This window comes from Streptomyces sp. WAC00040 (assembly GCF_056835925.1).
In genome coordinates, this window is the sequence record NZ_JAKQZE010000001.1 from 2,404,806 (window position 1) to 2,427,533 (window position 22,728).

At 69.6% G+C, this 22,728-nt stretch carries 27 protein-coding genes; 15 read left to right on the plus strand and 12 right to left on the minus strand.

Going from position 1 to position 22,728, the window contains the following annotated elements:
* Nucleotides 1-150 precede the first annotated feature (150 nt).
* From MDN94_RS11100 to MDN94_RS11120, 5 genes are all read left to right on the plus strand, one after another.
* Nucleotides 151-1,593 carry an NAD(P)H-hydrate dehydratase gene (locus MDN94_RS11100; protein WP_482725656.1) on the plus strand — a complete coding sequence of 481 codons (1,443 nt, stop codon included), beginning with the start codon at nucleotides 151-153 and terminating at the stop codon, nucleotides 1,591-1,593.
* 112 nt (nucleotides 1,594-1,705) lie between these two features.
* The gene (gene alr / locus MDN94_RS11105) at nucleotides 1,706-2,896 is read left to right on the plus strand and encodes an alanine racemase (RefSeq protein ID WP_482725657.1); all 1,191 of its coding nucleotides are present in this window, start codon (nucleotides 1,706-1,708) and stop codon (nucleotides 2,894-2,896) included.
* A gap of 12 nt (nucleotides 2,897-2,908) precedes the next feature.
* Nucleotides 2,909-4,159 (plus strand): alpha/beta fold hydrolase, encoded by a 1,251-nt coding sequence (locus MDN94_RS11110; protein ID WP_482725658.1) that lies wholly within the window; start codon nucleotides 2,909-2,911, stop codon nucleotides 4,157-4,159.
* Nucleotides 4,131-4,655, plus strand: coding sequence for a tRNA (adenosine(37)-N6)-threonylcarbamoyltransferase complex ATPase subunit type 1 TsaE (gene tsaE / locus MDN94_RS11115; protein ID WP_482725659.1), 525 nt, complete (start codon nucleotides 4,131-4,133; stop codon nucleotides 4,653-4,655). The genes MDN94_RS11110 and tsaE overlap by 29 nt, the downstream gene beginning before the upstream one ends.
* A gap of 156 nt (nucleotides 4,656-4,811) precedes the next feature.
* On the plus strand, nucleotides 4,812-5,030 hold the full coding sequence (locus MDN94_RS11120; RefSeq protein ID WP_482725660.1) for a hypothetical protein: 219 nt from the start codon (nucleotides 4,812-4,814) through the stop codon (nucleotides 5,028-5,030).
* Between the two features lie 49 nt (nucleotides 5,031-5,079).
* Here MDN94_RS11120 and MDN94_RS11125 read toward each other — a convergent pair whose 3' ends face one another.
* Nucleotides 5,080-5,619, minus strand: coding sequence for a L,D-transpeptidase (locus MDN94_RS11125; protein ID WP_482727054.1), 540 nt, complete (start codon nucleotides 5,617-5,619; stop codon nucleotides 5,080-5,082).
* 142 nt (nucleotides 5,620-5,761) lie between these two features.
* Between MDN94_RS11125 and tsaB the strand changes: the two genes are divergently transcribed.
* The 7 genes from tsaB (at nucleotide 5,762) to MDN94_RS11160 (ending at nucleotide 10,754) form a co-directional block, all read left to right on the plus strand.
* Nucleotides 5,762-6,415: a tRNA (adenosine(37)-N6)-threonylcarbamoyltransferase complex dimerization subunit type 1 TsaB gene (tsaB, locus tag MDN94_RS11130; protein WP_482725661.1), complete on the plus strand. Its 654-nt coding sequence runs from the start codon at nucleotides 5,762-5,764 to the stop codon at nucleotides 6,413-6,415.
* A 101-nt stretch (nucleotides 6,416-6,516) separates the two neighbouring features.
* Entirely contained in the window at nucleotides 6,517-6,981 is a 465-nt protein-coding gene (rimI, locus tag MDN94_RS11135) for a ribosomal protein S18-alanine N-acetyltransferase (RefSeq protein WP_482727055.1), read from the plus strand.
* Nucleotides 6,974-8,074, plus strand: a complete 1,101-nt coding sequence (tsaD, locus tag MDN94_RS11140; protein WP_482725662.1) for a tRNA (adenosine(37)-N6)-threonylcarbamoyltransferase complex transferase subunit TsaD — start codon at nucleotides 6,974-6,976, stop codon at nucleotides 8,072-8,074. The genes rimI and tsaD overlap by 8 nt, the downstream gene beginning before the upstream one ends.
* The gene (locus tag MDN94_RS11145; RefSeq protein ID WP_482725663.1) at nucleotides 8,071-8,328 is read left to right on the plus strand and encodes a hypothetical protein; all 258 of its coding nucleotides are present in this window, start codon (nucleotides 8,071-8,073) and stop codon (nucleotides 8,326-8,328) included. Before tsaD ends, MDN94_RS11145 begins: the two co-directional genes overlap by 4 nt.
* 107 nt (nucleotides 8,329-8,435) lie before the next feature.
* Entirely contained in the window at nucleotides 8,436-8,792 is a 357-nt protein-coding gene (locus MDN94_RS11150; protein ID WP_482725664.1) for a YciI family protein, read from the plus strand.
* Nucleotides 8,793-8,843: 51 nt separating this feature from the next.
* Nucleotides 8,844-10,091, plus strand: coding sequence for an RNA polymerase sigma factor (locus tag MDN94_RS11155; RefSeq protein WP_482725665.1), 1,248 nt, complete (start codon nucleotides 8,844-8,846; stop codon nucleotides 10,089-10,091).
* Nucleotides 10,092-10,100: 9 nt separating this feature from the next.
* On the plus strand, nucleotides 10,101-10,754 hold the full coding sequence (locus tag MDN94_RS11160; RefSeq protein ID WP_482725666.1) for a hypothetical protein: 654 nt from the start codon (nucleotides 10,101-10,103) through the stop codon (nucleotides 10,752-10,754).
* A 30-nt stretch (nucleotides 10,755-10,784) separates the two neighbouring features.
* Here the strand turns inward: MDN94_RS11160 and MDN94_RS11165 are convergent, their stop codons facing one another.
* From MDN94_RS11165 to MDN94_RS11210, 10 genes are all read right to left on the minus strand, one after another.
* Entirely contained in the window at nucleotides 10,785-11,444 is a 660-nt protein-coding gene (locus MDN94_RS11165) for a hypothetical protein (RefSeq protein WP_482725667.1), read from the minus strand.
* Nucleotides 11,428-12,090 carry a contact-dependent growth inhibition system immunity protein gene (locus MDN94_RS11170; RefSeq protein ID WP_482725668.1) on the minus strand — a complete coding sequence of 221 codons (663 nt, stop codon included), beginning with the start codon at nucleotides 12,088-12,090 and terminating at the stop codon, nucleotides 11,428-11,430. The genes MDN94_RS11165 and MDN94_RS11170 overlap by 17 nt, the downstream gene beginning before the upstream one ends.
* 11 nt (nucleotides 12,091-12,101) lie before the next feature.
* On the minus strand, nucleotides 12,102-12,401 hold the full coding sequence (locus tag MDN94_RS11175; protein WP_482725669.1) for an RNase A-like domain-containing protein: 300 nt from the start codon (nucleotides 12,399-12,401) through the stop codon (nucleotides 12,102-12,104).
* Between the two features lie 14 nt (nucleotides 12,402-12,415).
* On the minus strand, nucleotides 12,416-12,979 hold the full coding sequence (locus MDN94_RS11180) for a hypothetical protein (protein WP_482725670.1): 564 nt from the start codon (nucleotides 12,977-12,979) through the stop codon (nucleotides 12,416-12,418).
* A gap of 19 nt (nucleotides 12,980-12,998) precedes the next feature.
* Nucleotides 12,999-14,735, minus strand: coding sequence for an RNase A-like domain-containing protein (locus MDN94_RS11185; RefSeq protein WP_482725671.1), 1,737 nt, complete (start codon nucleotides 14,733-14,735; stop codon nucleotides 12,999-13,001).
* Nucleotides 14,735-15,034 carry a WXG100 family type VII secretion target gene (locus MDN94_RS11190; protein ID WP_441265790.1) on the minus strand — a complete coding sequence of 100 codons (300 nt, stop codon included), beginning with the start codon at nucleotides 15,032-15,034 and terminating at the stop codon, nucleotides 14,735-14,737. The genes MDN94_RS11185 and MDN94_RS11190 overlap by 1 nt, the downstream gene beginning before the upstream one ends.
* 26 nt (nucleotides 15,035-15,060) lie before the next feature.
* Complete coding sequence (locus MDN94_RS11195) at nucleotides 15,061-15,450, minus strand: WXG100 family type VII secretion target (protein ID WP_482725672.1); 390 nt, start codon at nucleotides 15,448-15,450, stop codon at nucleotides 15,061-15,063.
* A gap of 182 nt (nucleotides 15,451-15,632) precedes the next feature.
* Nucleotides 15,633-16,367, minus strand: a complete 735-nt coding sequence (locus tag MDN94_RS11200; protein WP_482725673.1) for a hypothetical protein — start codon at nucleotides 16,365-16,367, stop codon at nucleotides 15,633-15,635.
* Between the two features lie 4 nt (nucleotides 16,368-16,371).
* Nucleotides 16,372-16,947 carry a hypothetical protein gene (locus MDN94_RS11205; RefSeq protein WP_482725674.1) on the minus strand — a complete coding sequence of 192 codons (576 nt, stop codon included), beginning with the start codon at nucleotides 16,945-16,947 and terminating at the stop codon, nucleotides 16,372-16,374.
* A gap of 368 nt (nucleotides 16,948-17,315) precedes the next feature.
* A complete protein-coding gene (locus MDN94_RS11210) occupies nucleotides 17,316-18,494 on the minus strand; it encodes a class I SAM-dependent methyltransferase (protein WP_482725675.1) in 1,179 nt (392 codons plus the stop codon).
* Between the two features lie 90 nt (nucleotides 18,495-18,584).
* On the opposite strand from MDN94_RS11210, the gene MDN94_RS11215 reads away from it, so the two are divergent.
* From MDN94_RS11215 to groL, 3 genes are all read left to right on the plus strand, one after another.
* Complete coding sequence (locus MDN94_RS11215; protein ID WP_482725676.1) at nucleotides 18,585-19,547, plus strand: polysaccharide deacetylase family protein; 963 nt, start codon at nucleotides 18,585-18,587, stop codon at nucleotides 19,545-19,547.
* 266 nt (nucleotides 19,548-19,813) lie between these two features.
* On the plus strand, nucleotides 19,814-20,122 hold the full coding sequence (gene groES, locus MDN94_RS11220) for a co-chaperone GroES (RefSeq protein ID WP_005313390.1): 309 nt from the start codon (nucleotides 19,814-19,816) through the stop codon (nucleotides 20,120-20,122).
* A 147-nt stretch (nucleotides 20,123-20,269) separates the two neighbouring features.
* Nucleotides 20,270-21,898, plus strand: a complete 1,629-nt coding sequence (groL, locus tag MDN94_RS11225; RefSeq protein ID WP_482725677.1) for a chaperonin GroEL — start codon at nucleotides 20,270-20,272, stop codon at nucleotides 21,896-21,898.
* A gap of 86 nt (nucleotides 21,899-21,984) precedes the next feature.
* Here the strand turns inward: groL and MDN94_RS11230 are convergent, their stop codons facing one another.
* Nucleotides 21,985-22,677: an ester cyclase gene (locus MDN94_RS11230; protein WP_482725678.1), complete on the minus strand. Its 693-nt coding sequence runs from the start codon at nucleotides 22,675-22,677 to the stop codon at nucleotides 21,985-21,987.
* Nucleotides 22,678-22,728: the final 51 nt, after the last annotated feature.

Consider the following 22,728-nt stretch of genomic DNA (forward strand, 5'->3'; position numbering starts at 1 on the left):
GCGGTGGGACGCAACTCCGGCCGGTGCTCCGCGCGGCTGGATGCGACTCCGGCAGGGCGTTCCACGCCGCGGAGCGTAACTGCGGTCGTCGGCGGAGCACTTGTGCGTGGTGGCCGCGCGCCGTGGCTCGGGCTGCGGCAGACTCGGGGGATGCGTACTGCGTACAGCGTGGAGACCGTGAGGCACGCCGAGGCACAGCTCATGGCCCGGCTACCGGAGGGGGCGCTCATGCAGCGGGCCGCCGCCGGGCTGGCCGCGGCCTGCGCCGGGTTGCTCGGGCGGGTGTACGGGGCCCGGGTCGTCCTGCTCGTGGGCAGCGGCGACAACGGCGGTGACGCCCTGTACGCGGGGGCCCGGCTGGCGCGCCGCGGCGCCGGGGTCGTCGCCGTGCCGCTCGCCCGCGGCCGCGTCCACGAGGGCGGTCTCGCGGCGCTCCTCGCCGCCGGCGGACGGGTGGCCGACGACCCGTTCGAGGTGCTCGCCTCCGCCGACCTGGTGCTGGACGGGATCACCGGCATCGGAGGACGGGGCGGGCTGCGCGAGGACGCCGTGCCCGTGGCGCGCGCGGCCCGCGGTTCCGACGCCGTGATCGTGGCGGTCGATCTGCCCAGCGGTGTCGAGGCCGACACGGGCCGGGTGCAGGGCGAGGCGCTCCACGCGGACGCGACCGTCACGTTCGGGACGTACAAGCCGGGCCTGCTCATCGACCCGGCCAAGGAGTACGCGGGCACCGTACGGCTCGTCGGTATCGGGCTCGAGGAGCACCTGCCCTCCGTGCCCGCGCTGGAGGCGCTCCAACACGCGGACCTGGCCCAGATCTTGCCCCTCCCGGCCGCGGAGAGCGACAAGTACCGGCGCGGAGTCGTCGGGGTGGTCGCGGGGTCCGCGCGCTATCCCGGTGCGGCCGTGCTCTCGGTCGCCGGCGCGCTGCGCGGTGGTGCGGGGGCCGTGCGGTACGTCGGCCCTGCCGCCGACGCGGTGATCGCCCGTTTCCCGGAGTGCCTGGTCCACGCCGGTCCCCCCGGGAAGGCGGGCCGGGTCCAGGCCTGGGTCGTCGGCCCGGGGCTCGGCGACGACGCCGGCGTGGTGGAGGACGTGCTGGCGTCCGACGTCCCGGTGCTCATCGACGCGGACGGGCTGCGCCTGCTGGACACCGCGGCGGTACGGGACCGGGCGGCGCCGACGCTGCTGACTCCGCACGCCGGGGAGGCGGCTGCACTCCTGGGCGTGGGGCGGGAGGAGGTGGAGGCCTCGCGGCTCGGCTCCGTGCGGGAACTGGCCGCACGGTTCGGGGCCACGGTCCTCCTCAAGGGCTCCACGACCCTGGTCGCCGCGCCCGACGGGGAAGGTTCACCGGTCCGGGTCAACCCGATGGGGTCCTCGTGGCTGGCGACGGCCGGCAGCGGCGACGTGCTCTCCGGCCTGGCCGGTTCCCTGCTGGCCGCCGGTCTCGGCGCGCGCGACGCGGGTTCCGCCGCCGCCTATCTGCACGGTCTGGCTGCCCGTCACGCGGCGGCGCACGGCACGCCGATCACGGCGCTCGAAGTGGCCGCGGCGCTCCCGGCCGCGTGGCGCGACGTGAGCGCCGTCTGACGGGGCGCGGCGCGCCCCCGCGGGCCGCCGCGGCACGGCAGCCGCACCCGAGTGACGCACGCGACCGCCCGCCGTACGGATCCGGCCGTACGGCTCTGAGACACTGGGCGCGATGAGTCACACAGCACCGAGCAGCCGTTCCGCACCACTGCGCGCACGGGCCGAGATCGACCTCGCGGCCCTGCGTGCCAATGTGCGCGCCCTGCGCGCCCGCGCGCCGCGTGCCGCGCTGATGGCCGTCGTGAAGTCCGACGCGTACGGCCACGGCATGGTGCCGTGCGCCCGCGCGGCGCTCGAGGCGGGTGCGACCTGGCTCGGTACGGCCACGCCCCACGAGGCGCTCGCGCTGCGCGCGGCCGGGGTCGAGAGCCGGATCATGTGCTGGCTGTGGACGCCCGGCGGCCCCTGGCGCGAGGGCATCGAGGCGGACCTCGACATGTCCGTGAGCGGCATCTGGGCGCTGGACGAGGTCACCGCGGCGGCGAGGGCGGCCGGCCGCCCCGCCCGGGTCCAGCTCAAGGCCGACACCGGTCTGGGCCGTAACGGGTGCCAGCCCGCCGACTGGCCCGAGCTGGTCGCCGCCGCCCGTACGGCGGAGGACGACGGGCTCGTCCAGGTCACCGGTCTGTGGTCCCACTTCGCCTGTGCCGACGAACCCGGTCATCCCTCGATCGCTGCCCAACTCGCCGTCTTCCGCGACATGGTGGAGCACGCGGAGAAGGCCGGCATCGAGCCCGAGGTCCGGCACATGGCCAACTCCCCGGCGACGCTCACGGTCCCCGAGTCGCACTTCGACCTCGTCCGCACCGGCATCGCGATGTACGGCATCTCGCCCTCCCCGGAACTGGGCACCCCGGCCGACTTCGGGCTGCGGCCCGTGATGACGCTCGCCGCGTCCGTCGCCCTGGTCAAGCACGTTCCCGCCGGCCACGGCGTCAGCTACGGCCACCACTACGTCACGGACGGCGAGACGACCCTCGGGCTGATCCCCGTGGGCTACGCGGACGGCATCCCCCGGCACGCATCCGGCCGCGGTCCGGTCCTGGTCGCGGGCGAGTGGCGGAGGGTGGCCGGACGGGTCGCGATGGACCAGTTCGTCGTCGATCTCGGCGGGGCGACGGTTCCGGAGGGCACGGAGGCCGTCCTGTTCGGCCCCGGCGACCGGGGTGAGCCGACCGCCGAGGACTGGGCCCGGGCGGCGGACACGATCGCGTACGAGATCGTCACACGGATCGGAACCAGGGTCCCGCGCGTCCATCTGAACGAAGGCCCAGAGGAACACGCCCACGACTCCCATGACTAGGAGAGCGGCACGGTGAGCGAGACCGGTACGGGGGACGCGGCCGAGGCCGCGGTCGAAGCCGCGGCGGCAGCCGTGGCTTCGGACAGCTGGCGTCGCGCGGGCTTCGCGGGAGCGGCGATAGGCGTGGTCGCCGCCGGTGCTGCGGCAGGCGTCGCGCTGGAGCGGCTGACCGTCGGCCGCGGGATGCGCAGGAAGGCACGTCTCGCGCTCGACGCGTCGGGTCCGTACGGCGCCCTGCGCGGCACGCCCGGGCAGGCCCTCGCCGACGACGGCACCGCCCTCTACTACGAGGTGGACGAGGTCGACCCCGAGGCCGCCGCGCCGCGCCGCCGCAGGCTCTTCGGGCGCAAGGCGCCGGCTCCCGTCACCGTCGTCTTCAGTCACGGCTACTGCCTCAGCCAGGACTCGTGGCACTTCCAGCGCGCCGCGCTGCGCGGTCTGGTCCGTACCGTCCACTGGGACCAGCGCAGCCACGGCCGGTCGGGCCGGGCCTCGGCGCAGGCCGGATCCGGCGGCCTGCCGGTGACGATCGACCAGCTGGGCCGGGACCTGAAGGCGGTCATCGACGCGGCGGCCCCCGAGGGACCGCTGGTGCTGGTCGGCCACTCCATGGGCGGCATGACGATGATGGCGCTCGCGGCCCACGCTCCCGAGCTGGTGCGCGAACGCGTGGTGGCGGCGGCGTTCATGGGCACGTCGTCCGGGAAGCTGGGAGAGGTCAGCTACGGGCTCCCGGTGGCCGGGGTGAACGCGGTACGGCGGGTCCTGCCGGGCGTGCTGCGTGCGCTGGGCTCGCAGGCCGAGCTGGTCGAGCGGGGCCGCCGGGCCACCGCGGACCTGTTCGCCGGGCTGATCAAGCGGTACTCGTTCTCCTCGAAGGACGTCGACCCGGCCGTCGCCCGGTTCGCGGAGCGGATGATCGAGTCGACGCCCATCGATGTGGTCGCCGAGTTCTACCCGGCCTTCGCCGAGCACGACAAGGCCGAGGCGCTCGCGGTGTTCCAAGGACTACCGGTACTCGTCCTCGCGGGTGACAAGGACCTGGTCACCCCGAGCACGCACAGCGAGGCGATCGCGGACCTGCTGCGGGAGAGCGAACCGGCGGCCGAGCTGGTCATCGTGCCGGACGCGGGCCACCTGGTGATGCTGGAGCATCCGGAGGCTGTCACGGACCGCCTCGCGGACCTTCTGGTGCGGGCCGGAGCGGTGCCGGCAGCGGCTACCGTTGGTCGGTATGGAAGCACCGCACAGCCCGGCGGCTGAGACCGCCGCCGCCGCTCGGGCCCGACTGACGGTCGACTCTCCCGAGGAGATGCAGAACCTGGGGCGCAGCCTCGCGAAGCTGCTGCGGCCCGGTGACCTCGTGATGCTCACGGGCGAGCTCGGCGCCGGCAAGACGACGCTGACCCGCGGCGTCGGGGAGGGCCTCGGCGTCCGTGGCGCTGTCACGTCCCCGACGTTCGTCATCGCCCGTGTCCACCCGTCGCTGACGGGCGGCCCGGCACTGGTGCACGTCGACGCGTACCGCCTGGGCGGCGGCCTCGACGAGATGGAGGATCTCGACCTCGACGTCTCGCTGCCCGAGTCGGTGGTGGTCGTGGAGTGGGGCGACGGCAAGGTCGAGGACCTGTCGGAGGACCGGCTGCACGTGATCATCGACCGGGTGGTGGGAGACACGGACGACGACCGCCGTGTCGTGACCCTGATCGGGTACGGGGCCCGCTGGGCGGACACGGACCTGGCCGTGGCCGCCGCCTAGGGACGGCCCCGGCTCCGGGCGGGTGTCTCGAAATCCGTGTGTTCCGACAAGACGTCGGGAAAATGTTGCGCCCACGACGCCGCACGTGATGACATGGTACCGAGTCCTGGTTAGGTCTACCTAACCTCGCCTGCCCACGGAGCCCAGGAGGCGTCCATGCCGGCATCGGAGCGCGAAGCCCGGTCACGTCAGCAGCCGTCCAGGCCCACACCGGCGAAGCCGCTGCCGTCGGCCGTGTCGATGCGGGACCTGCTGGCGTCCTGCGCCGCGGCCAGCGCCGTATCCACCCCGCCCCGCGACAACGAGACGGCTCGCGACAGCGAGGCGCACCGCCCCGCCACGCACGGCCCGGGGACCCACCGGGACGCCGCCTGATTCGCACGGGGTCGCACGCGACCACCCGTACGGGTAGTGGCGGTTCGGGCTACGGAACGACGACCACCTTGGAGCCGATCGTCGCGAAGACCCACATGGCGTCACCGTCGGCACGCGTCATCCGCACGCCGCCCGTCTTCTTCTTCGGGTCGGGGCTGGCCATCGAGCCGTCGACCGCCGCGCTGAAACCGACGGACACGCCACCCTCGCTGGCGAATCGCACCACATGCTCGACCGGTACGCCGTCGGAGCCGGGCACATTGCCCGACCGTGAGGTGACCGTGTAGGAGCCGGGCTTCGGGCTGACCGTGGAGGGCATGACCTCGAAGGTCCGGCCGGCCTTGCCGTTCGCGTCCACGAGCCACACCCGCCGGTCGCCGAGCGCGTACACGACGCGCATCCCCGTGCCGGAGCCGGCCGGGACCGCCAGCGGGTCCTGCGGCTTCTGGGACGCGGCGGCGCCAGGAGTCGTCGCGGAAGGGGCGGCGCTGGGCGGCTTCGACGCGGCGAGATCTGCGGGGACGTCCGCCGCCGCCTGATAGGCGAGGAATCCGACGATGGCCAGCGCGGCCGCCGTGAGCCCGGCCACGAATCCCGAGCTGCTCCGTGCCACCCTGCCCACCTCTTGGATGCGTGTGTTACCGAATACCTGTGCTCGTGGTGACGGTAGCACCGAGGCTCCGTTCGACGGTGCCGCCATGGCCCCCTCGCCGGAGCCGTAGGCTGTTTGCGTGCTCTTGCTCGCCATGGATACCGCCACGCCCGCCGTCACCGCCGCCCTCCACGACGGCTCCTCCGTCCTCGCGGAGTCCAGCAGTGTGGACGCGCGCCGCCACGGGGAACTGCTGCTGCCCGCCGTCGACCGGGTCCTCGCAGAGGCCGGGGTGAAGCTCGACGCCGTCACCGGCATCGTGGTCGGCGTCGGCCCCGGACCGTACACGGGACTGCGGGTCGGTCTGGTCACCGCCGCGACGTTCGCCTCCGCGCTCGGTGTACCGGTGCACGGGGTCTGCACGCTGGACGGTCTCGCCCACGGAGCCGGTCTCGCCACTCCCTTCGTGGTGGCGACCGACGCCCGGCGCAAGGAGGTCTACTGGGCGCGGTACGAGAACGCCCGCACCCGTGCGACCGACGCGGCCGTCGACCGCCCCGCCGACATCGCCGGCCAGGTCGAGGGACTGCCCGCCGTGGGCGCGGGTGCGCTGCTGTACCCGGAGACGTTCCCGGACGCCCGCGGCCCCGAGCACGTGAGCGCCGCGGCGCTCGCCGCGCTGGCGGCCGAGAAGCTGCGGGCGGGCGAGGAGTTCCTGCCGCCCCTGCCGTTGTACCTGCGCCGCCCCGACGCGCAGGTCCCGAAGAACTACAAGGTGGTCACCCCCAAGTGAGCGCCGCCCACCCACCCCCGGAGCTTCGCCCGGGGGTTGCCCCCACCGACCGCCGCCCCTCCTCGACACCGCTGCGCGGCGGCCTTCCTGAATTGCGTGAGATGCGCTGGTGGGACCTGGAGCCGGTGCTGGAGCTCGAGAACGCGCTCTTCCCCGAGGACGCCTGGTCGCCCGGCATGTTCTGGTCCGAACTCGCGCACTCCCGGGGCCCCCAGGCCACCCGCCGCTACGTGGTGGCCGAGGACGAGGACGGCCGGATCGTCGGCTACGCGGGACTCGCGGCCGCCGGCGGTCTCGGCGACGTACAGACCATCGCCGTCGACCGCGGCCAGTGGGGCACCGGCCTCGGCTCCCGGCTGCTGACCGACCTGCTCCAGCACGCCACCGCCTTCGAGTGCGACGAGGTGCTCCTCGAAGTGCGGGTGGACAACACCAGGGCCCAGAAGCTGTACGAGCGATTCGGCTTCGAGCCCATCGGATTCCGCCGCGGCTACTACCAGCCCGGCAACATCGACGCCCTCGTCATGCGACTGACCGTACAAGGAACAGAGACCTCTGATGGCTGACGAACCGCTCGTACTCGGTATCGAGACCTCCTGCGACGAGACCGGCGTCGGCATCGTCCGCGGCACGACCCTGCTCGCCGACGCGGTCGCCTCCAGCGTCGACGAGCACGCCCGGTTCGGCGGCGTCGTGCCCGAGATCGCCTCGCGCGCCCACCTGGAGGCGATGGTCCCGACCGTCGAACGCGCGCTGAAGGAGGCGGGCGTCAGCGCCCGCGACCTCGACGGCATCGCGGTGACGGCGGGACCCGGCCTCGCCGGCGCGCTGCTCGTCGGCGTCTCCGCGGCGAAGTCGTACGCCTACGCCCTCGGCAAGCCGCTGTACGGGGTGAACCACCTCGCCTCCCACATCTGCGTCGACCAGCTCGAACACGGCCCGCTGCCCGAGCCGACGATGGCGCTGCTCGTCTCAGGCGGCCACTCGTCGCTGCTTCTCGCGCCCGATATCACCGCCGACGTACGGCCCATGGGGGCGACGATCGACGACGCCGCAGGCGAGGCCTTCGACAAGATCGCGCGCGTTCTGGACCTGGGCTTCCCCGGCGGTCCGGTGATCGACCGGCTGGCCAAGGAGGGCGACCCGGCGGCGATCGCATTCCCGCGCGGCCTGAGCGGCGCCAAGGACCCGGCGTACGACTTCTCCTTCTCCGGCCTGAAGACGGCCGTGGCCCGCTGGATCGAGGCCAAGCGCGCCGCCGGCGAGGAGGTGCCGGTGCGGGACGTGGCGGCCTCCTTCCAGGAGGCGGTCGTCGACGTACTGACGCGGAAGGCCGTGCGCGCCTGCAAGGACCAGGGCGTGGACCATCTGATGATCGGCGGAGGCGTCGCCGCCAACTCCCGGCTGCGTGCCCTTGCCGAGGAGCGCTGCGAACGGGCCGGCATCCGGCTGCGGGTCCCGCGGCCGAAGCTGTGCACGGACAACGGCGCCATGGTCGCCGCCCTGGGCGCGGAGATGGTGGCCCGCAACCGGCCCGCCTCCGACCTGGACCTGTCCGCCGACTCGTCGCTGCCCGTGACGGAGCCGCATGTGCCCGGCAAGCACCGGCACGACCACGACCACGTTCACGAAGTCAGCAAGGACAACCTGTACTCATGACCGTCGTGGCGATGATGTGGGAGGCCCGTGCCGTCGAGGGCCGGGGCGCGGAGCTGCTGGAGTGGGCCCGCGCCCGCGAGCTCGCAGGCGAGCCGCTGCGCCGGGAGACGCTGCGGGCGAGCGGCGACCGGGTGCTCGTCATCACCTGGTGGGAGGCGCCGGGGACGGACGCCGACCTGCCGGAACTGCCCGAGCCGGCCGCCGACCTGATCACCCGCCCGGTTCACCGCTGGCGTTTCGAATCGCTCGGCTGAGATTTCTCGGAAAAACTTCGGCGAGTGTGTCGATCGGCGTCCTGCCCTTTCGACGCATGGGTGAGAGGCGGGGAACGGCCCCGTACTCACGAACCGAGGAGTTCACCATGCCGCGCTTCATGTCGCTGATCCGCATCGAGGAGAACCAGATCCCCGAGGACGAGTTCCCCGAGGGCTTCGACAAGAAGATGGGCGCCCTGCTGGAGGAGATGACGAAGGCGGGCGTCATGCTGGACACCGCCGGGCTCGTGCCCACCTCCGACGGCACCCGCGTCAACTGGTCGGGCGGCAGGATCTCCTGCACCGACGGGCCCTTCACCGAGACCAAGGAGGTCGTCGGCGGCTACGCGATCCTCCAGTGCAAGGACAAGGCGGAGGCCGTCGAGTGGGCGAAGCGGTTCCTGGAGATCCACCCCGCGGAGTGGAACGTCGCCTGCGAGGTGCGCGAGATCCAGGAGGGCTGACCGCGGGCCGTGCTTGCCCGCCGTTCGCCCCGGCTGCTCTGATGGGTCGCCGTGACGGCAGCAAGTGCAGTGGAAGCGGTCTACAGGATCGAGTCGGCGCGGATCATCGCCGGTGTCGCCCGCATCGTGCGGGATGTCGGCATCGCGGAGGAGCTCGCGCAGGATGCTCTGGTCGCCGCGCTGGAGCAGTGGCCGGAGTCGGGCGTCCCGGAGAGACCGGGAGCCTGGCTCATGGCCACCGCCAAACATCGCGCGATCGATCTCGTACGCCGCAAGGAGACGTACGCCCGCAAGCTGGCCGAGGTGGGGAGGGCCGCCGAGGACGTCGCGCCGCCGGTCGAGCCGGCGGATCCCGACGACATCGACGACGACCTGCTGCGGCTGATCTTCACCGCCTGCCATCCGGTGCTGTCCACGCGGGCCCGCATCGCGCTCACCCTCAAGCTTCTGGGCGGCCTGACGACCGAGGAGATCGCCCGGGCCTTCCTGACCGCCGAGTCGACCGTCGCCCAGCGCATCGTCCGCGCGAAGAGGTCACTGGCCCATGCGGGCGTCCCCTTCGAAGTGCCGTACGGCGCGGACCGCGCCGCCCGGCTCGGGTCCGTGCTCGACGTCATCTACCTGATTTTCAACGAAGGTTACTCTGCTACGGCGGGCGACGACCTGGTCCGTCCGGCGCTGTGCGAAGACGCGCTGCGGCTGTCCCGGGTGCTGGCCGGACTGATGCCCGGCGAACCCGAGGTGCACGGCCTGAACGCCCTCCTCGAACTCCAGGCATCCCGCATCCCGGCGCGCACCGGCCCCGGCGGGGAGCCCGTACTGCTCGCCGACCAGACCCGCACCAGATGGAACCGGCTGCTCATCCGCCGGGGCGTCGAGGCGCTCCACCGGGCCGGCGGCGGCCCTTACGGCCCGTACACCCTTCAGGCCGCCATCGCCGCCTGCCACGCGCAGGCCGTGCGCTACGAGGACACGGACTGGGCGATGATCGCCGCGCTCTACGGGCAGTTGGCGGCCCTGACGCCGTCCCCGGTCGTGGAACTGAACCGTGCGGTCGCCGTCTCCATGGCGGAAGGACCGGCCGCCGGACTCGAGCTGGTCGACGCACTCGCCGACCAACCGGCCCTGAAGGACTACCACTTGCTGCCGAGCGTCCGGGGAGACCTGCTGGCCCGACTCGGGCGCACCGAAGAGGCCAGGACGGAGTTCGAACGGGCGGCCTCCATGGCTCGCAACGCCCGCGAACGTGACCTGCTGCTGGAGCGGGCGGCACAGTCCGGACCGGAGACCGGCCGGTAACCTCGTCTCATGTCCCCACGTGCCCTCCCCCCTCCGCCCCCGCCTGCCGAAATACGGGCATGGCCCGACCGGAAGGCGATGCTGGCGGACCGGGCCAGGGCGATGGGTGAGCTCCTGCGCATGAGCATCGGTCCGGTGCGGCTGCTGCTGCTGTGGCTGCCGGCGGCCGGGTTCGCGATCGGGTGGGTGATCTTCGGAGCGGCACTGCATTTGTTCGCCGAACCGGCGGACGTCTTCAGCCACTTCTTCGGCGTGATCACCGGCGCCATCGGCCTCGCGTTCATGATCCCGACCGGACTGGTCATCGGCTTCGGCATCGCCCGCGACGCCGAGGTGCGAGGACGGCTGCACTGCTGGAGCGCCTTGACCCGCGACCCGGCGGGCGACGCCCGCTACCGCGCACCCGGCCTCGGCCTGCTCTGGTTCCTGCCTTCGTTCCTGATGTGCGCCTACGGACTGTGGCTCTCCTTCACGGTCCCGGCAGGCGCCCGCCCGGGCAAGGACACCCTGGCCGGTGTCGCCCTGCTGATGGGGCTGGGCCTGATCCTGTGGATCACCGGCCTGATCGGCATCTTCAAGGCGGCGTGCCACTACCGCTGGGCGCTCCGGCTGGTGGCCCGGCACCCCGCCCAGGCGGGGGAGCGGGGCGGCGTGCACCGCTGAACGGGCCGGTCCGGCGGCCTGCGGAAGGCCTCAGCGGTGATGGCTGACCATGTGGGCGTGGCCGAGGTCCACGACGAGGGCGAGGCCGGCGGGCGTCACGCTGGTGTCGAACCCGAGGAAGTCCCTTCTGAAGTGCTCGCAGGCGGCACAGAGGGCGAGTGCCTCCGACGCCTGGGCGACGAACGGCACGACCTCGCGGTCGCAGCAGGGATGTTCGCCGTCGATCCGGCCCTGGAACGCGCTCTCGAACGAGTCGTACTCGCCGTCGTACGCCCAGGTGTCGAGGTCGCGCAGCAGCGGGAACCGGGCTGCCGCCTCCCACTTGGCGAGCGGCACGTCACCGTGGCCCGCCGGCCCCTGCCGGTCCGCGAGCCGCAGCAGCGCGGCGAGCCCGGTCATGAACCCGGGCACAGTGTCATCGGTGGCGGAGGCGGCGGCCAGCCAGGTCTCTTGCGCGCCCTCAGGGCAACTCCGGAAGAGGTCCTCGTCGAAGGTCAGGGCCAGGTGGTCGAGCTGCGAGGCGAGCGGCTGCAGCGGATGCCGCCAGGCAGGATCCCAGTGCTCGGTCCGCAGGACCCTGGCCATACGCAGCACCTGCCACTCGAGAGGATCACCACCCTGTGCGGCGGCGAGGCCCGCGAGCCGGAACAACGGCCCGCTGGTGAAGGCTCCTTCAGGGTGCAACGGCATCGTCGGACCGTCCCCGCAGTCGTGCGGCGAGCTCGGTGAGCCAGGCGCCGGGGGTGTACGGCGCGGGTGGGTCGACCTCCATGCCGAGTTCGGTGACGGCGAGCGCGTAGTCGGACTCGTCCAGGGGCAGCGTGAGCAGGTCGTGGACCTCGCCGGTGAGCTGGGCGACCAGGCCGCTGTCAGTGGTGTCCAGATAGTTCTGGAGAGCGGCGTCGTGGTCCTCGAACTCGTCGGGCATGTCCTGGGAGAACCAGCCGCCGAGGAACTGGGCGAGTTCGGGGAAGCGGGCGTGCCACTCCCAGCGGGTCCGCGGGGTGGACGGGGGCGGAGCCTGGCCGGTGTCGACGCTCTCCTTGAGCCGGTCGGCCAGGCGCACCAGCCACGCCTGGATCTCGGAGTCCGGAAGGCCGACGTCGGGTACCGGGTAGAACTCGCCGAGGCGCAGTCGGAGCCGGCCGGGCGGGTTGTCGGCGTAGGTGCGCAGTTGTTCTTCGGCGATGGGGATGGCCCAGGGGCGGGTGCGCCAGGTGTGGCGGAGGTAGGCGGTGAGGGGCTCGTCGTCGTCGGCCCTGTGGCCGAGGTAGGCGCGGACGACGTGGTCGAGCTCGCCGTACTTGCGGTCGTGTTCGCGCGGCTTCAGGGACACGAGTGCTGCCTCTAGAGGTAGATCGGGAAGGTGGCGTGGACGGTGAAGCCGTGCGGGCTGGTCTCGTCGCGCTTGAGGATCACGCGGGCCGCGCGGACGTCGACCGGGTCACGGCCGGCGAGCATCATCGCCTGGAGCAGGACGCGCCCGACCGGCTCGGGGCGGGACGGCCAGGCGGCCTCGACGGTCAGACGCTGCCGGGTCGACTGGGCCAGCCAGCGGTGGATGGCCTGCTCGTTGGCGGTCACGACCTGCTGGGTCGCCCACTGGGCGGTCTCCCGGTCGGGATAGGTGGCGGATCGGGTCTGCATACAGGCATCTCTCCTCAGATGGGATTGAACGACCAGAAGACACCAACCTCCTCCGCTGAGACCACAACGAGCCCGTAGTCAGCGGTGTACTCGGTCAGGCAGAACCAGCCGGGAGATTTCCTGAAAAGGTCCGGAGTCTCAGTCGTTTTTGCGTCAGTGATGTTGGTATAGCAGTCGAAGTGCTGTCCGAACCGGGCGAGCAGCGTGTCTGCGTCTGAAAGAAGGCTGTCCTTGATCTCTTTCGGGATGTTGGAGATATCGCACCAATCATCTGTCATGCCCACCAATAGATACGCAGCAGTTTCGCCGGACACCTTGTAAAGGCGTTCCTGCAATAGACCGATACTGACCTCCGAGAAGGGAAACGAAGCCCTGCGCTCCATTCCACCTTCCCGCTCCTCCTTGTCCCGATCAAGAACAAGCCAACCACGCGGGTCTTCTGTCTCCCGATTCATGACAGCCAGAACGTCGGCCCGCCAGTCCGAATGAACTCTCGGGGCTGTCGCCACGAGCACGTACTCGTCGTCAAATAGGCGCAGTGCTGCAGTTGCCCAGGATTCACGACCAAGAGGAGTCATGTCAAACACTCGATTCTTGTCAGAGGGCAGGCATGGAGGTGAGAACGACGAAAGGAGGATCAAGTCTGGAATCGTAACGGAGAACTGTGCTGACCTTAGTCGTCTCGATCGCCTTGGCATTCACACCATGCTGCTTATAGCCGGTTCCGGGTATATCGTTCCCGTGATCATCCTTAGCTGGCTGCTTTGTGACAGTTGTTCCCGTGCTCGCGTCAGGCCCAGAACTGACGAATTTTTCGACTTCTCCATCTGACGGAGGTGGGGGGCCCTTGAGCCACGCCTGAATTTCGGCAGTTTTCTGGTCAATATTATACTGGGTGTACTTCTGCGCCTCAGTCATATTCCTGAACGATGACGACGCGCTCACCGAGGGTTTTCCGTGTGGCCAAGCGGTTGTCGGATGAGTTCCCTGATCACGCAGGCGCTGCGCCAGTTGCTCGTCACTCTTCCCTACATGCTTATCAATACTGTGGCCGCCATTCAGCCATTCGTGGGAAGCCAGGTCGATCCTATAGATTCCGTTCTTAGTCTCCTGCGGATCGTTCCACTTGTGCTCCGGCTTGAACTCATTGAGGGCACGCGTCCCAAAAGCCTGAGCTCTGGCTGATTCAGCGTCAAATTTCGGCGCACTCAGGTGCGCCTCCGCCAATGCGGGCATCATGGCCTCGAACTGCTGGGTGAGTCCGTCCACAGCGGTCGTGTAGCGGTTGACGATCGCGTTCATGGCAGTCGTGTCGATGTTCAGCGGGATGTTGGCACCGACTGAAGACGCCCCTTTGACGATCCCCTTTACGATTCCCTTGACGTCCTTGACGTCGAAACCGTCTTTCAGGTCCACGTCGAGAACGGCTTTCCTGACCGCTTCCATGTACTCGTCGAAGACCTTCTCGTTCAGTTCGACGGAGGCTTCGGCGAACTTGCGCAGGAGATCACTGATCTTCCGGCTCGTGTCGGACAAAACCGCGAAGATCGGGTTGGTGGCGCCGACCGTGACCGGTGAAGTCGCCGTGTCGTGCGCCCACTCGTAGCCCTCCCGGCTCTTCCCCCATGCGGCCGTGCCCCAGAGAGAACTGCAGAATGTCCGCATGGCATCGTGCCACTCGCTGTTGGCCTGGCTGGTGATACCGGCCACGTGACCGGTCAGGTTGCCCAGGATTATGGAAGGGTCCCTGTTGGCCCGTCCCCAGGCACCCGCCAGGGAGTTCAGGTGATGCTGATTGGGAAAGGGATAGACGTCCGGGACCCGGCCCATGCGGTAGACGTGTTTGATCGCGACCCGCATGGCATCCCGGATGATCTCCGGCACCCACTCCAGGATGCGGGTCCAGATGCGATCCCCACCATCGTCGTCACCCCACTTCAGGTCGGTGACGTGAGGGTATGTAGGGGCTTTGTCGATCACCTGCGGCAGAGGCATGGTGACGGCCTTCTTCTTACCGGTGGGATCCGCTGCCGCATCGGCCTTGCCGTAGTTGTTGGCCGTGGTGGTGAAGCCGACAGCCGCGCCGCCGACGCTCACCACGCTCCTCGCCCACACGTCGAGGAAGCGGTTGCCGACCTTCATGTATGCCGTGGAGAACGCCTCGGCCGACGTGCCGTAGCCGCCCGCGTCCTGGTACTCCCCCAGGTCGTCCAGCAGCTTATTCGCTGCCTTGTGGAAATCCGTCTGCTCTTTCGCGAACGCGCCCGAAACCCGGAACAGGTCCGAGGGCTTGACGTCTATGGTGCCGTTCTGTGGTGGAGGCGGGGTGCCCATCAGGCGGCTCCCCAGCCGCGCAGGACCGCGCGGTGTGCCTCGGCGTAGTTGGCGTGGCCTGTGGTGACGACCTCGTGCAGCCAGGCCTGGGCGGCCTGGAGGTCCTGCATCTGCTTGTCCCACTGGTCGAGTTCTTCCACGAACGCGTCGCGGGCGTCGCCCTTCCAGGTGAGGACGACCTTCTCGGTGCGGGTGTATAGGTCTTCCAGGCGCAGGTTGAGCTGCTTGAGGATGTCCTCGAGTTCGCCGGCGGCTTCGCGCAGTGTGCTGAAGCTGACGCCGATGTAGTCGTCTGCCATGTGTGGTGCCCCCGTGGAATCGTGTGTCAGACGTCGAGGATGCGGCTGGCCGGTGCGAGGGGGGCGGTGCCCTCGGAGAGCCTGGCCGCTTCGAGGGCGGCGTCTACACCGCTCTCGGCCTGGCGCATCCGGCGCAGGGTGTCCAGCTCCTGGTCGGTGAAGCCGTCCCGGCTCATCCTCATGGCCTCTTCGAGGACCTTGAGGATCTCCCGGATGCGCACGGCGTCCTCGGCCGCTCCCTGGTGCAGGGCGCGGTAGCCCTTGGCCGCCTCGCCCTTCCAGCCGGCCTCGATGCGGTCGACGATCGCGTCCATCCGCCGTACCTGGTTGTCCAGGTGGCGCTGCATACCGTCGAGGTCGCCGGCGAGTCGGGTCAGGTCGTCGTCGGAGACGTCAAGATGGGCCTTGTCGACCATGGTTCCCCCCCCTCACGCGGTCGGTGATCACTCCGAACAACCTAACAACGGCCGGTGACCGCACGGCTGTTGTAGAGCACGATGCGGATGTGACCCCCGTTACAGGGCTGCCGCTCGGCATTTCGGGGCGCGCTCCTCCCTCGAAGGAGAGTTCGCGCGGCTTCGCAGACGCGGTGCGGCCTTCAGAGCCGAGCGGACGGTAGCGTCCTATCGCTTTCCCACACCGGTGGGTGGTGGGATTTCATGTGGTCGATGCAGCTCTGCGCCAGCAAAGGGAGCAATTCCTCGAAATCCACGGCGCCCGATCCGCCTCCGTGTTCCTGCGCGAAGAACCGGTCGAGGGCGTCCTCGTGCTGGAACAGGGCCAAGGCCTCGTAACACTCCGCGGCCGTGCCGGGCAGCTCCCACGGGCAACGTGGATGGATCTGGTCGATCCACATTGCGATGCCCTCTTCGATCGTTGACCCGCTCATCTCGTCCGAGATCGCCGAACCGTCCTGGCCGAAGTAGATGGACAGCTTCGGAATGAGACGCGGGAAGCGCAGAGCGAGTTCCTTCGTCGTCATGGCGACCTCCCCTTTCGGCGAAGAGTTCCATTCGTCGATGTGTGCGGCGATCTCCCGCAGCACTTCAGGAGTGCGGTCCACCGGTTTCGCTGGAGGAATTTTCTTCAGCGCGTACGGCAGCGTCGTTGAAGCGGATGCCTCGAAGAGGTCGGCTGCTGAGCGAAGCTCGGCGGCGATCTCGTGGAGGTGCCTGCCGTTCTCCTGGCTGGACGTCCACAGGCCGCGAATCTGGGCTGCAAGTGCTGGCTTCCAACTTTCGGGGTCGGCAGGGATGCCGTCCCTGACCGGCGCAAGCAGGAGTCTGGCACCCGCTAGCTGGAAGTATTCGAAAAATTCCTGACGGCTTGGCATGCAGCTAGTTTCCTTCTGCTCTCTTGCCCACGACCGGCATCGAGGTCATAACGACGAAGGGCGGATCAATGTCATCATTGTAGACAATCTTCGTCTTGACGCCGTAGGTGTCCACTGCCTTTTGTGTCGGGAATTCGATGGCTTCTCTGCCTGATTCCGGGTCTTTCTTCATGTGTTGCCGGTCGATACTTCTGCCATTTTCTCCGTATGGCGTGCTTTCGGTAATGAATTCTTTCGACTCGCCCTTCCTCGGAGGCGGATCAGAGTCGAGCCAGTTCTTTATATCGCCGGCGTGCTCGTCGATGTTGTACTGCGTCGCCCGCTGCGCCGTGTCCATGTCGGTGGACGTGGATGCGTACGCGGGGAACGGCTGACCGTACGGCCAGTTCGACTCCGGTCGTGGCCCCTTCTTCAGGTCGTCGCGGAGTCGCTGGGCCAGTTGCTCGTCGGTCAGCCCGACGTGCCGAGTCGCCGTGTGGGCGTTCCCCAGCCACTCCGTCGAAGCGAGATCCACTTGGTGTATGCCGAGATCGGTGTGGCCGTCGCGCGTCCAGCGGTGGCGGGGCTTGAACTCGTCCAAGGCCCTGGCTCCGAATGCCCTGGCCCTGGCCACTTCCGCCTCTCGTGCTGGAACAGGGCCAAGGCCTCGTAACACTCCGCGGCCGTGCCGGGCAGCTCCCACGGGCAACGTGGATGGATCTGGTCGATCCACATTGCGATGCCCTCTTCGATCGTTGACCCGCTCATCTCGTCCGAGATCGCCGAACCGTCCTGGCCGAAGTAGATGGACAGCTTCGGAATGAGACGCGGGAAGCGCAGAGCGAGTTCCCTGGTCGTCATGGCGACCTCCCCCTTGGGCAGGGAGTTCCACTCCTCCACGTGTGCGGCGATCTCCCGCAGGACGTGCGGCGTGCGCTCCACGGGGTCGGCTGTGGGCATGCGACGTCCCTACACCGGTCGGCCGATCAGCATCGTCGGTGCCCCCGCTACCCGCGTCAGGAAGACCGTCGCCGCATTGGGCCCCTGCGGCTTCACCTTACGGCGGACCTCTTCCGGCTCGACCGCCGAGCCGCGCTTCTTCACGGTGAGGTTGCCGACCCCTCGCTCCCGGAGCAGCGCCTTCAACTTCTTCAGGTTGAAGGGGAGTTGGTCGGTGATCTCGTACGCTGTCGCAAACGGGATCGGGCGCAGTCCGTCCGAGGTGATGTACGCGATCGTCTCGTCCAGAAGGCCGCCCGACACGTCCTTCGCGGCCTCCGCGACCAGGTGGGCGCGGATCACGGCCCCGTCGGGTTCGTACAGGTAGCGGCCGACCGGGCGCACCGGCGGGTTCGGCAGACCGCGGCCGGTGAGGGTGTGCGGGCCCGGGAGGAGGGTTGCGCGGACCGTGGACGGGGCCGTGCCGAACCAGAGCACCGCCTCCTTGACATCGCCGCCGTCCGAGATCCACTCCGCCTCGGCGTCCTCGGGGACCGCCTCATGGGGGATGCCCGGGGCGACCTTCAGGGCCGCATGGGGGCGGGTGCGGGCGGCGCCGATCGCCCAGGACAGGGGCGGGGAGTACGCCTCCGGGTCGAAGATGCGGCCACGGCCGCCCCGGCGGGCCGGGTCGGCGAAGACCGCGTCGTACGGGGAGGTGTCGATGTCCGTGACGTCCGCGCAGCGGACCTCGATCAGGGCGGACAGGCCCAGCGCTTCGGCGTTCGCACGTGCGACTTCCGCCGTGAGCGGGTCGCGGTCGACGGCCAGCACCGGGATGCCCGCCCGGGCCAGGGCGATCGCGTCGCCGCCGATGCCGCTGCACAGGTCGGCGACGCTTCGTACGCCGAGCGCGGCGAACCGCGCGGCCCGGTGGTCCGCGACCGAGCGGCGGGTGGACTGCTCGACGCCGTTCGGGGTGAAGAACATCCGGCGGGCGTCCTCTTCGCCGAACTTCGCCGCCGCCCGCTGCCGCAGCCGCGCCTGCCCCAGCGCCGCGGAGACGAGGGGCGCCGGGTGCTCGCGTCGCAGGCGGGTCGCCACGGCCAGTTCACGGGCGGGGTCGTAGGAGGCCAGCGAGGCCAGCAGCGCTTCGCCCTCCTCGGTGCGCAGTGCGGTGAAGGCGGCGAGCGGATCGAGGTCGTTCACCGGGCCATTGTGGTCCAGGTGGGGGATGGTGCGCTCGTGGCGGCGGTGTCGGACCGATGAGCGGGCGGCGCGCTGACAGGATGCGTCGCCATGCAGCTAGTACGACAAAAGGGAAAATTGGGAGCGTATCGGGTCCGTGCGGCCCTTGTCTCGCTCGTTGTCGCCGCGCTCGGCTCCGCCTGTGCGGCCGAGGGGCCGCCGAAGGCACCCCGCCCCTCCCGGCCCGCCGCCGAGAAGGAAGCAGGGCAGGGGGCGCAGGCGCAGGAGCCGGACGCCCGGAAGGCGCGCGAAGCGGCCGGCGGCGGTGCGGCGCACCGGGAGAAGGCCGCGCTCAGCCAGAAGGCCCGCGCCGCCGCCGCGAAGAAGTGGGGCCTGAATCAGACGCCGCTCGCAGCGCCACCGCCACCCGCCGTCAAGCCTCGGATCGCCACCCGCAAGGGATTCGAGGTGAAGGGCGGAGAGGGGCTGCCGCCCGTGTTCACCACCGTCCCGACGAAGGAGAAGATCGTCTTCCTTACGATCGACGACGGCGCGGAGAAGGACCCCGAACTGCTGCGGATGATGTCCGACCTGCGGATCCCGTACAGCGCCTTCCTCAGCGACTACGTCATCAGCGACGACTACGGCTACTTCGAGAAGATGCGGGACAGCGGGGTGGCGCTGCACAACCACACGCTCAACCACCCTTATCTGCCCGGCCTTTCGTACGCCGAGCAGGAGCGTGAGATCTGCGGCCAGCAGGACAAGCTCGAGAAGCGCTACGGGAGCCGGCCCCGGCTCATGCGCCCGCCGTACGGGAACTACAACAAGGACACCCTGCGCGTCGCCAAGAAGTGCGGCGTCGAGGCCGTGCCGCTGTGGGCCGCGGAGGCGTTTCCCGACCACATGGAGTGGCGGGAGTGGGACCGGGACCTGCACCCGGGCGACATCATCCTCACGCACTTCCGCGGCGAGGGGGAATGGGAGGGCAGCATGCCGGACATGATCCGGCGGGTGATGCGGACTGTGACGGCGAAGGGCTACGCAGTGGCCAGGCTGGAGGACTACGTCTGAGACCGGGGACCGTCGGGCGGGGCCGGGGGCGGCGACCGGACGGCGGAACCATGGCCGGACGGGAGTCCGAATCGGAACGCCACGCGGTCTCGCATTGGCACTCCGCTTGACCGAGTGCTAATCGCAGTCATAGTCTCGGCCCTGGCACTCACCAAGTGAGAGTGCCAACACAGCGACGGGCAGGTCCGGCACCCGCGACGACGGATCCACCTGGTCGCCACCTCAGATCAGTTAACCCCGTGATCTCCGAAGGGGGAGGTCGGATCGTGACGACCGCCAGCTCCAAGGTTGCCATCAAGCCGCTCGAGGACCGCATTGTGGTCCAGCCGCTCGACGCCGAGCAGACCACGGCCTCTGGCCTGGTTATTCCGGACACCGCCAAGGAGAAGCCCCAGGAGGGCGTCGTCCTGGCCGTGGGCCCGGGCCGCTTCGAGAACGGCGAGCGCCTGCCGCTCGACGTGAAGACCGGCGACATCGTGCTGTACAGCAAGTACGGCGGCACCGAAGTGAAGTACAGCGGCGAGGAGTACCTCGTCCTCTCGGCCCGCGACGTGCTCGCGATCGTCGAGAAGTAGAAAAGCAGGGGCGCGCTCAGGGGTCATCGACCCCTGGGACTCCGCGCCAGTTCTGCCTTGAGCTGCGCCCCTGGCCACCCCGCTGATGCCGGGCGGCGAGGGGCGCAGTTCTTTGAACACGAAATCCGAGAGGGCTGAACCGCTCCCATGGCGAAGATCCTGAAGTTCGACGAGGACGCCCGTCGCGCCCTCGAGCGCGGCGTCAACAAGCTTGCCGACACGGTCAAGGTGACGATCGGCCCCCGTGGCCGCAACGTCGTCATCGACAAGAAGTTCGGCGCTCCCACCATCACCAACGACGGCGTCACCATCGCCCGCGAGGTCGAGATCGAGGACCCGTACGAGAACCTGGGCGCCCAGCTGGTGAAGGAGGTGGCGACCAAGACCAACGACATCGCGGGTGACGGTACGACCACCGCCACCGTGCTGGCCCAGGCGCTGGTCCGCGAGGGTCTGCGCAACGTCGCCGCCGGCGCTTCCCCGGCCGCCCTGAAGAAGGGCATCGACGCCGCGGTCAAGGCCGTGTCCGAGGAGCTCCTCGCGACCGCCCGCCCGATCGAGGACAAGGCCGACATCGCCGCCGTGGCCGCGCTCTCCGCGCAGGACCAGCAGGTCGGCGAGCTCATCGCCGAGGCGATGGACAAGGTCGGCAAGGACGGTGTCATCACCGTCGAGGAGTCCAACACCTTCGGTCTGGAGCTCGACTTCACCGAGGGCATGGCCTTCGACAAGGGCTACCTGTCCCCGTACATGGTGACCGACCAGGAGCGTATGGAGGCCGTCCTCGACGACCCGTACATCCTGATCCACCAGGGCAAGATCACCTCCATCCAGGACATGCTGCCGCTGCTGGAGAAGGTCATCCAGGCCGGTGGCTCCAAGCCGCTGCTGATCATCGCCGAGGATGTCGAGGGCGAGGCGCTCTCCACCCTCGTCGTGAACAAGATCCGCGGCACCTTCAACGCGGTGGCCGTCAAGGCCCCCGGCTTCGGCGACCGCCGCAAGGCGATGCTCGGCGACATGGCCACCCTCACCGGTGCCACCGTCATCGCCGAAGAGGTCGGCCTCAAGCTGGACCAGGCCGGTCTGGACGTGCTGGGCACCGCCCGCCGCGTGACGATCACCAAGGACGACACCACGATCGTCGACGGTGGCGGCAAGAGCGAGGACGTCGCGGGCCGCGTCAACCAGATCAAGGCCGAGATCGAGTCCACCGACTCCGACTGGGACCGCGAGAAGCTCCAGGAGCGCCTCGCGAAGCTGGCCGGCGGCGTGTGCGTGATCAAGGTCGGCGCCGCCACCGAGGTGGAGCTCAAGGAGAAGAAGCACCGTCTCGAGGACGCCATCTCCGCGACCCGCGCCGCGGTCGAGGAGGGCATCGTCTCCGGTGGTGGCTCCGCGCTCGTCCACGCCGTGAAGGTGCTCGAGGGCAACCTGGGCAAGGACGGCGACGAGGCCACCGGTGTCGCCGTCGTCCGCCGCGCCGCCGTCGAGCCGCTGCGCTGGATCGCCGAGAACGCCGGCCTCGAGGGCTACGTCATCACCGCCAAGGTGGCCGAGCTCGAGGCGGGTCAGGGCTTCAACGCCGCGACCGGCGAGTACGGCGACCTGGTCAAGGCCGGCGTCATCGACCCGGTCAAGGTCACGCGCTCCGCTCTGGAGAACGCCGCGTCCATCGCCTCCCTGCTGCTCACGACCGAGACCCTGGTCGTCGAGAAGCCGGCCGAGGACGAGGGCGACGCGGGTCACGGCCACGGTCACGGCCACAGCCACTGACGCGACAAGCGCCGAGAAGGCCCCCGTCCCCGCATCGCGCGAGGGCGGGGGCCTTCCCCGTTGGAACGTCTCCTGACAGGCGCGGCCTACAGGGCGCCGAGCTGGCGCATCAGCCGCATCAGGTCCATGTGCCACCAGCCTTCCTTGATCTTCCCGTCCTCGAACCGGAAGATCGTCGTGCCGGTGATTGCGCACTGCTCTCCCGTCGCCGGGATGCCCCGGAACTCCGCCTTGTGCCTGCCGCTCCAGGTCCACAGCGTCACGACGTCGTCCCCCTGGGTGACCTGCCGGTCGAGCTCGAAGGTGAAGTCGAAGGCGTCGCGCCACATGGTGAGGTCCCGGCGTATGACCTCCGTGCCGACCTCGGTGTCCTCTTCGTTGGCGATGTCGTGGTCGATGTAGTCGTCGGCGAAGACCTCGCCGATGGCGTCCAGATTGCCGCCGGCCGCGATCTCGTGGAAGAAACGGCGGGCCGTTGCCGCGTTCAGCTGTTCCTCACGGACGACGTCCAGGTCGGTGAACGAGGGCATGCCGTCGCAGAGGGCCACCATCTCCTGGAACATCTTGTCCGTCTCCGGGAGGTGCGAGTTCCTCATCGCCTCCTCGTACGAGGGAAACTCGACGATGTCGACGTAGTGGCTGCTGTCGCTGCGGTCCTTCCCCGTGACGGCGTGGCCGGTGGTCCGCTTGCCCTGTGTCTGCTCGACCCACCTGTCCATGAGCGCGTTCACGTCGTCGAACCTGGCGGTCTTGTAGTCGATGATCTGCACGAATTTCATGGCGCCTCCCGAGCCGCTGCGGCCCCCGAGGGGATACGTCCATTTTAGTGA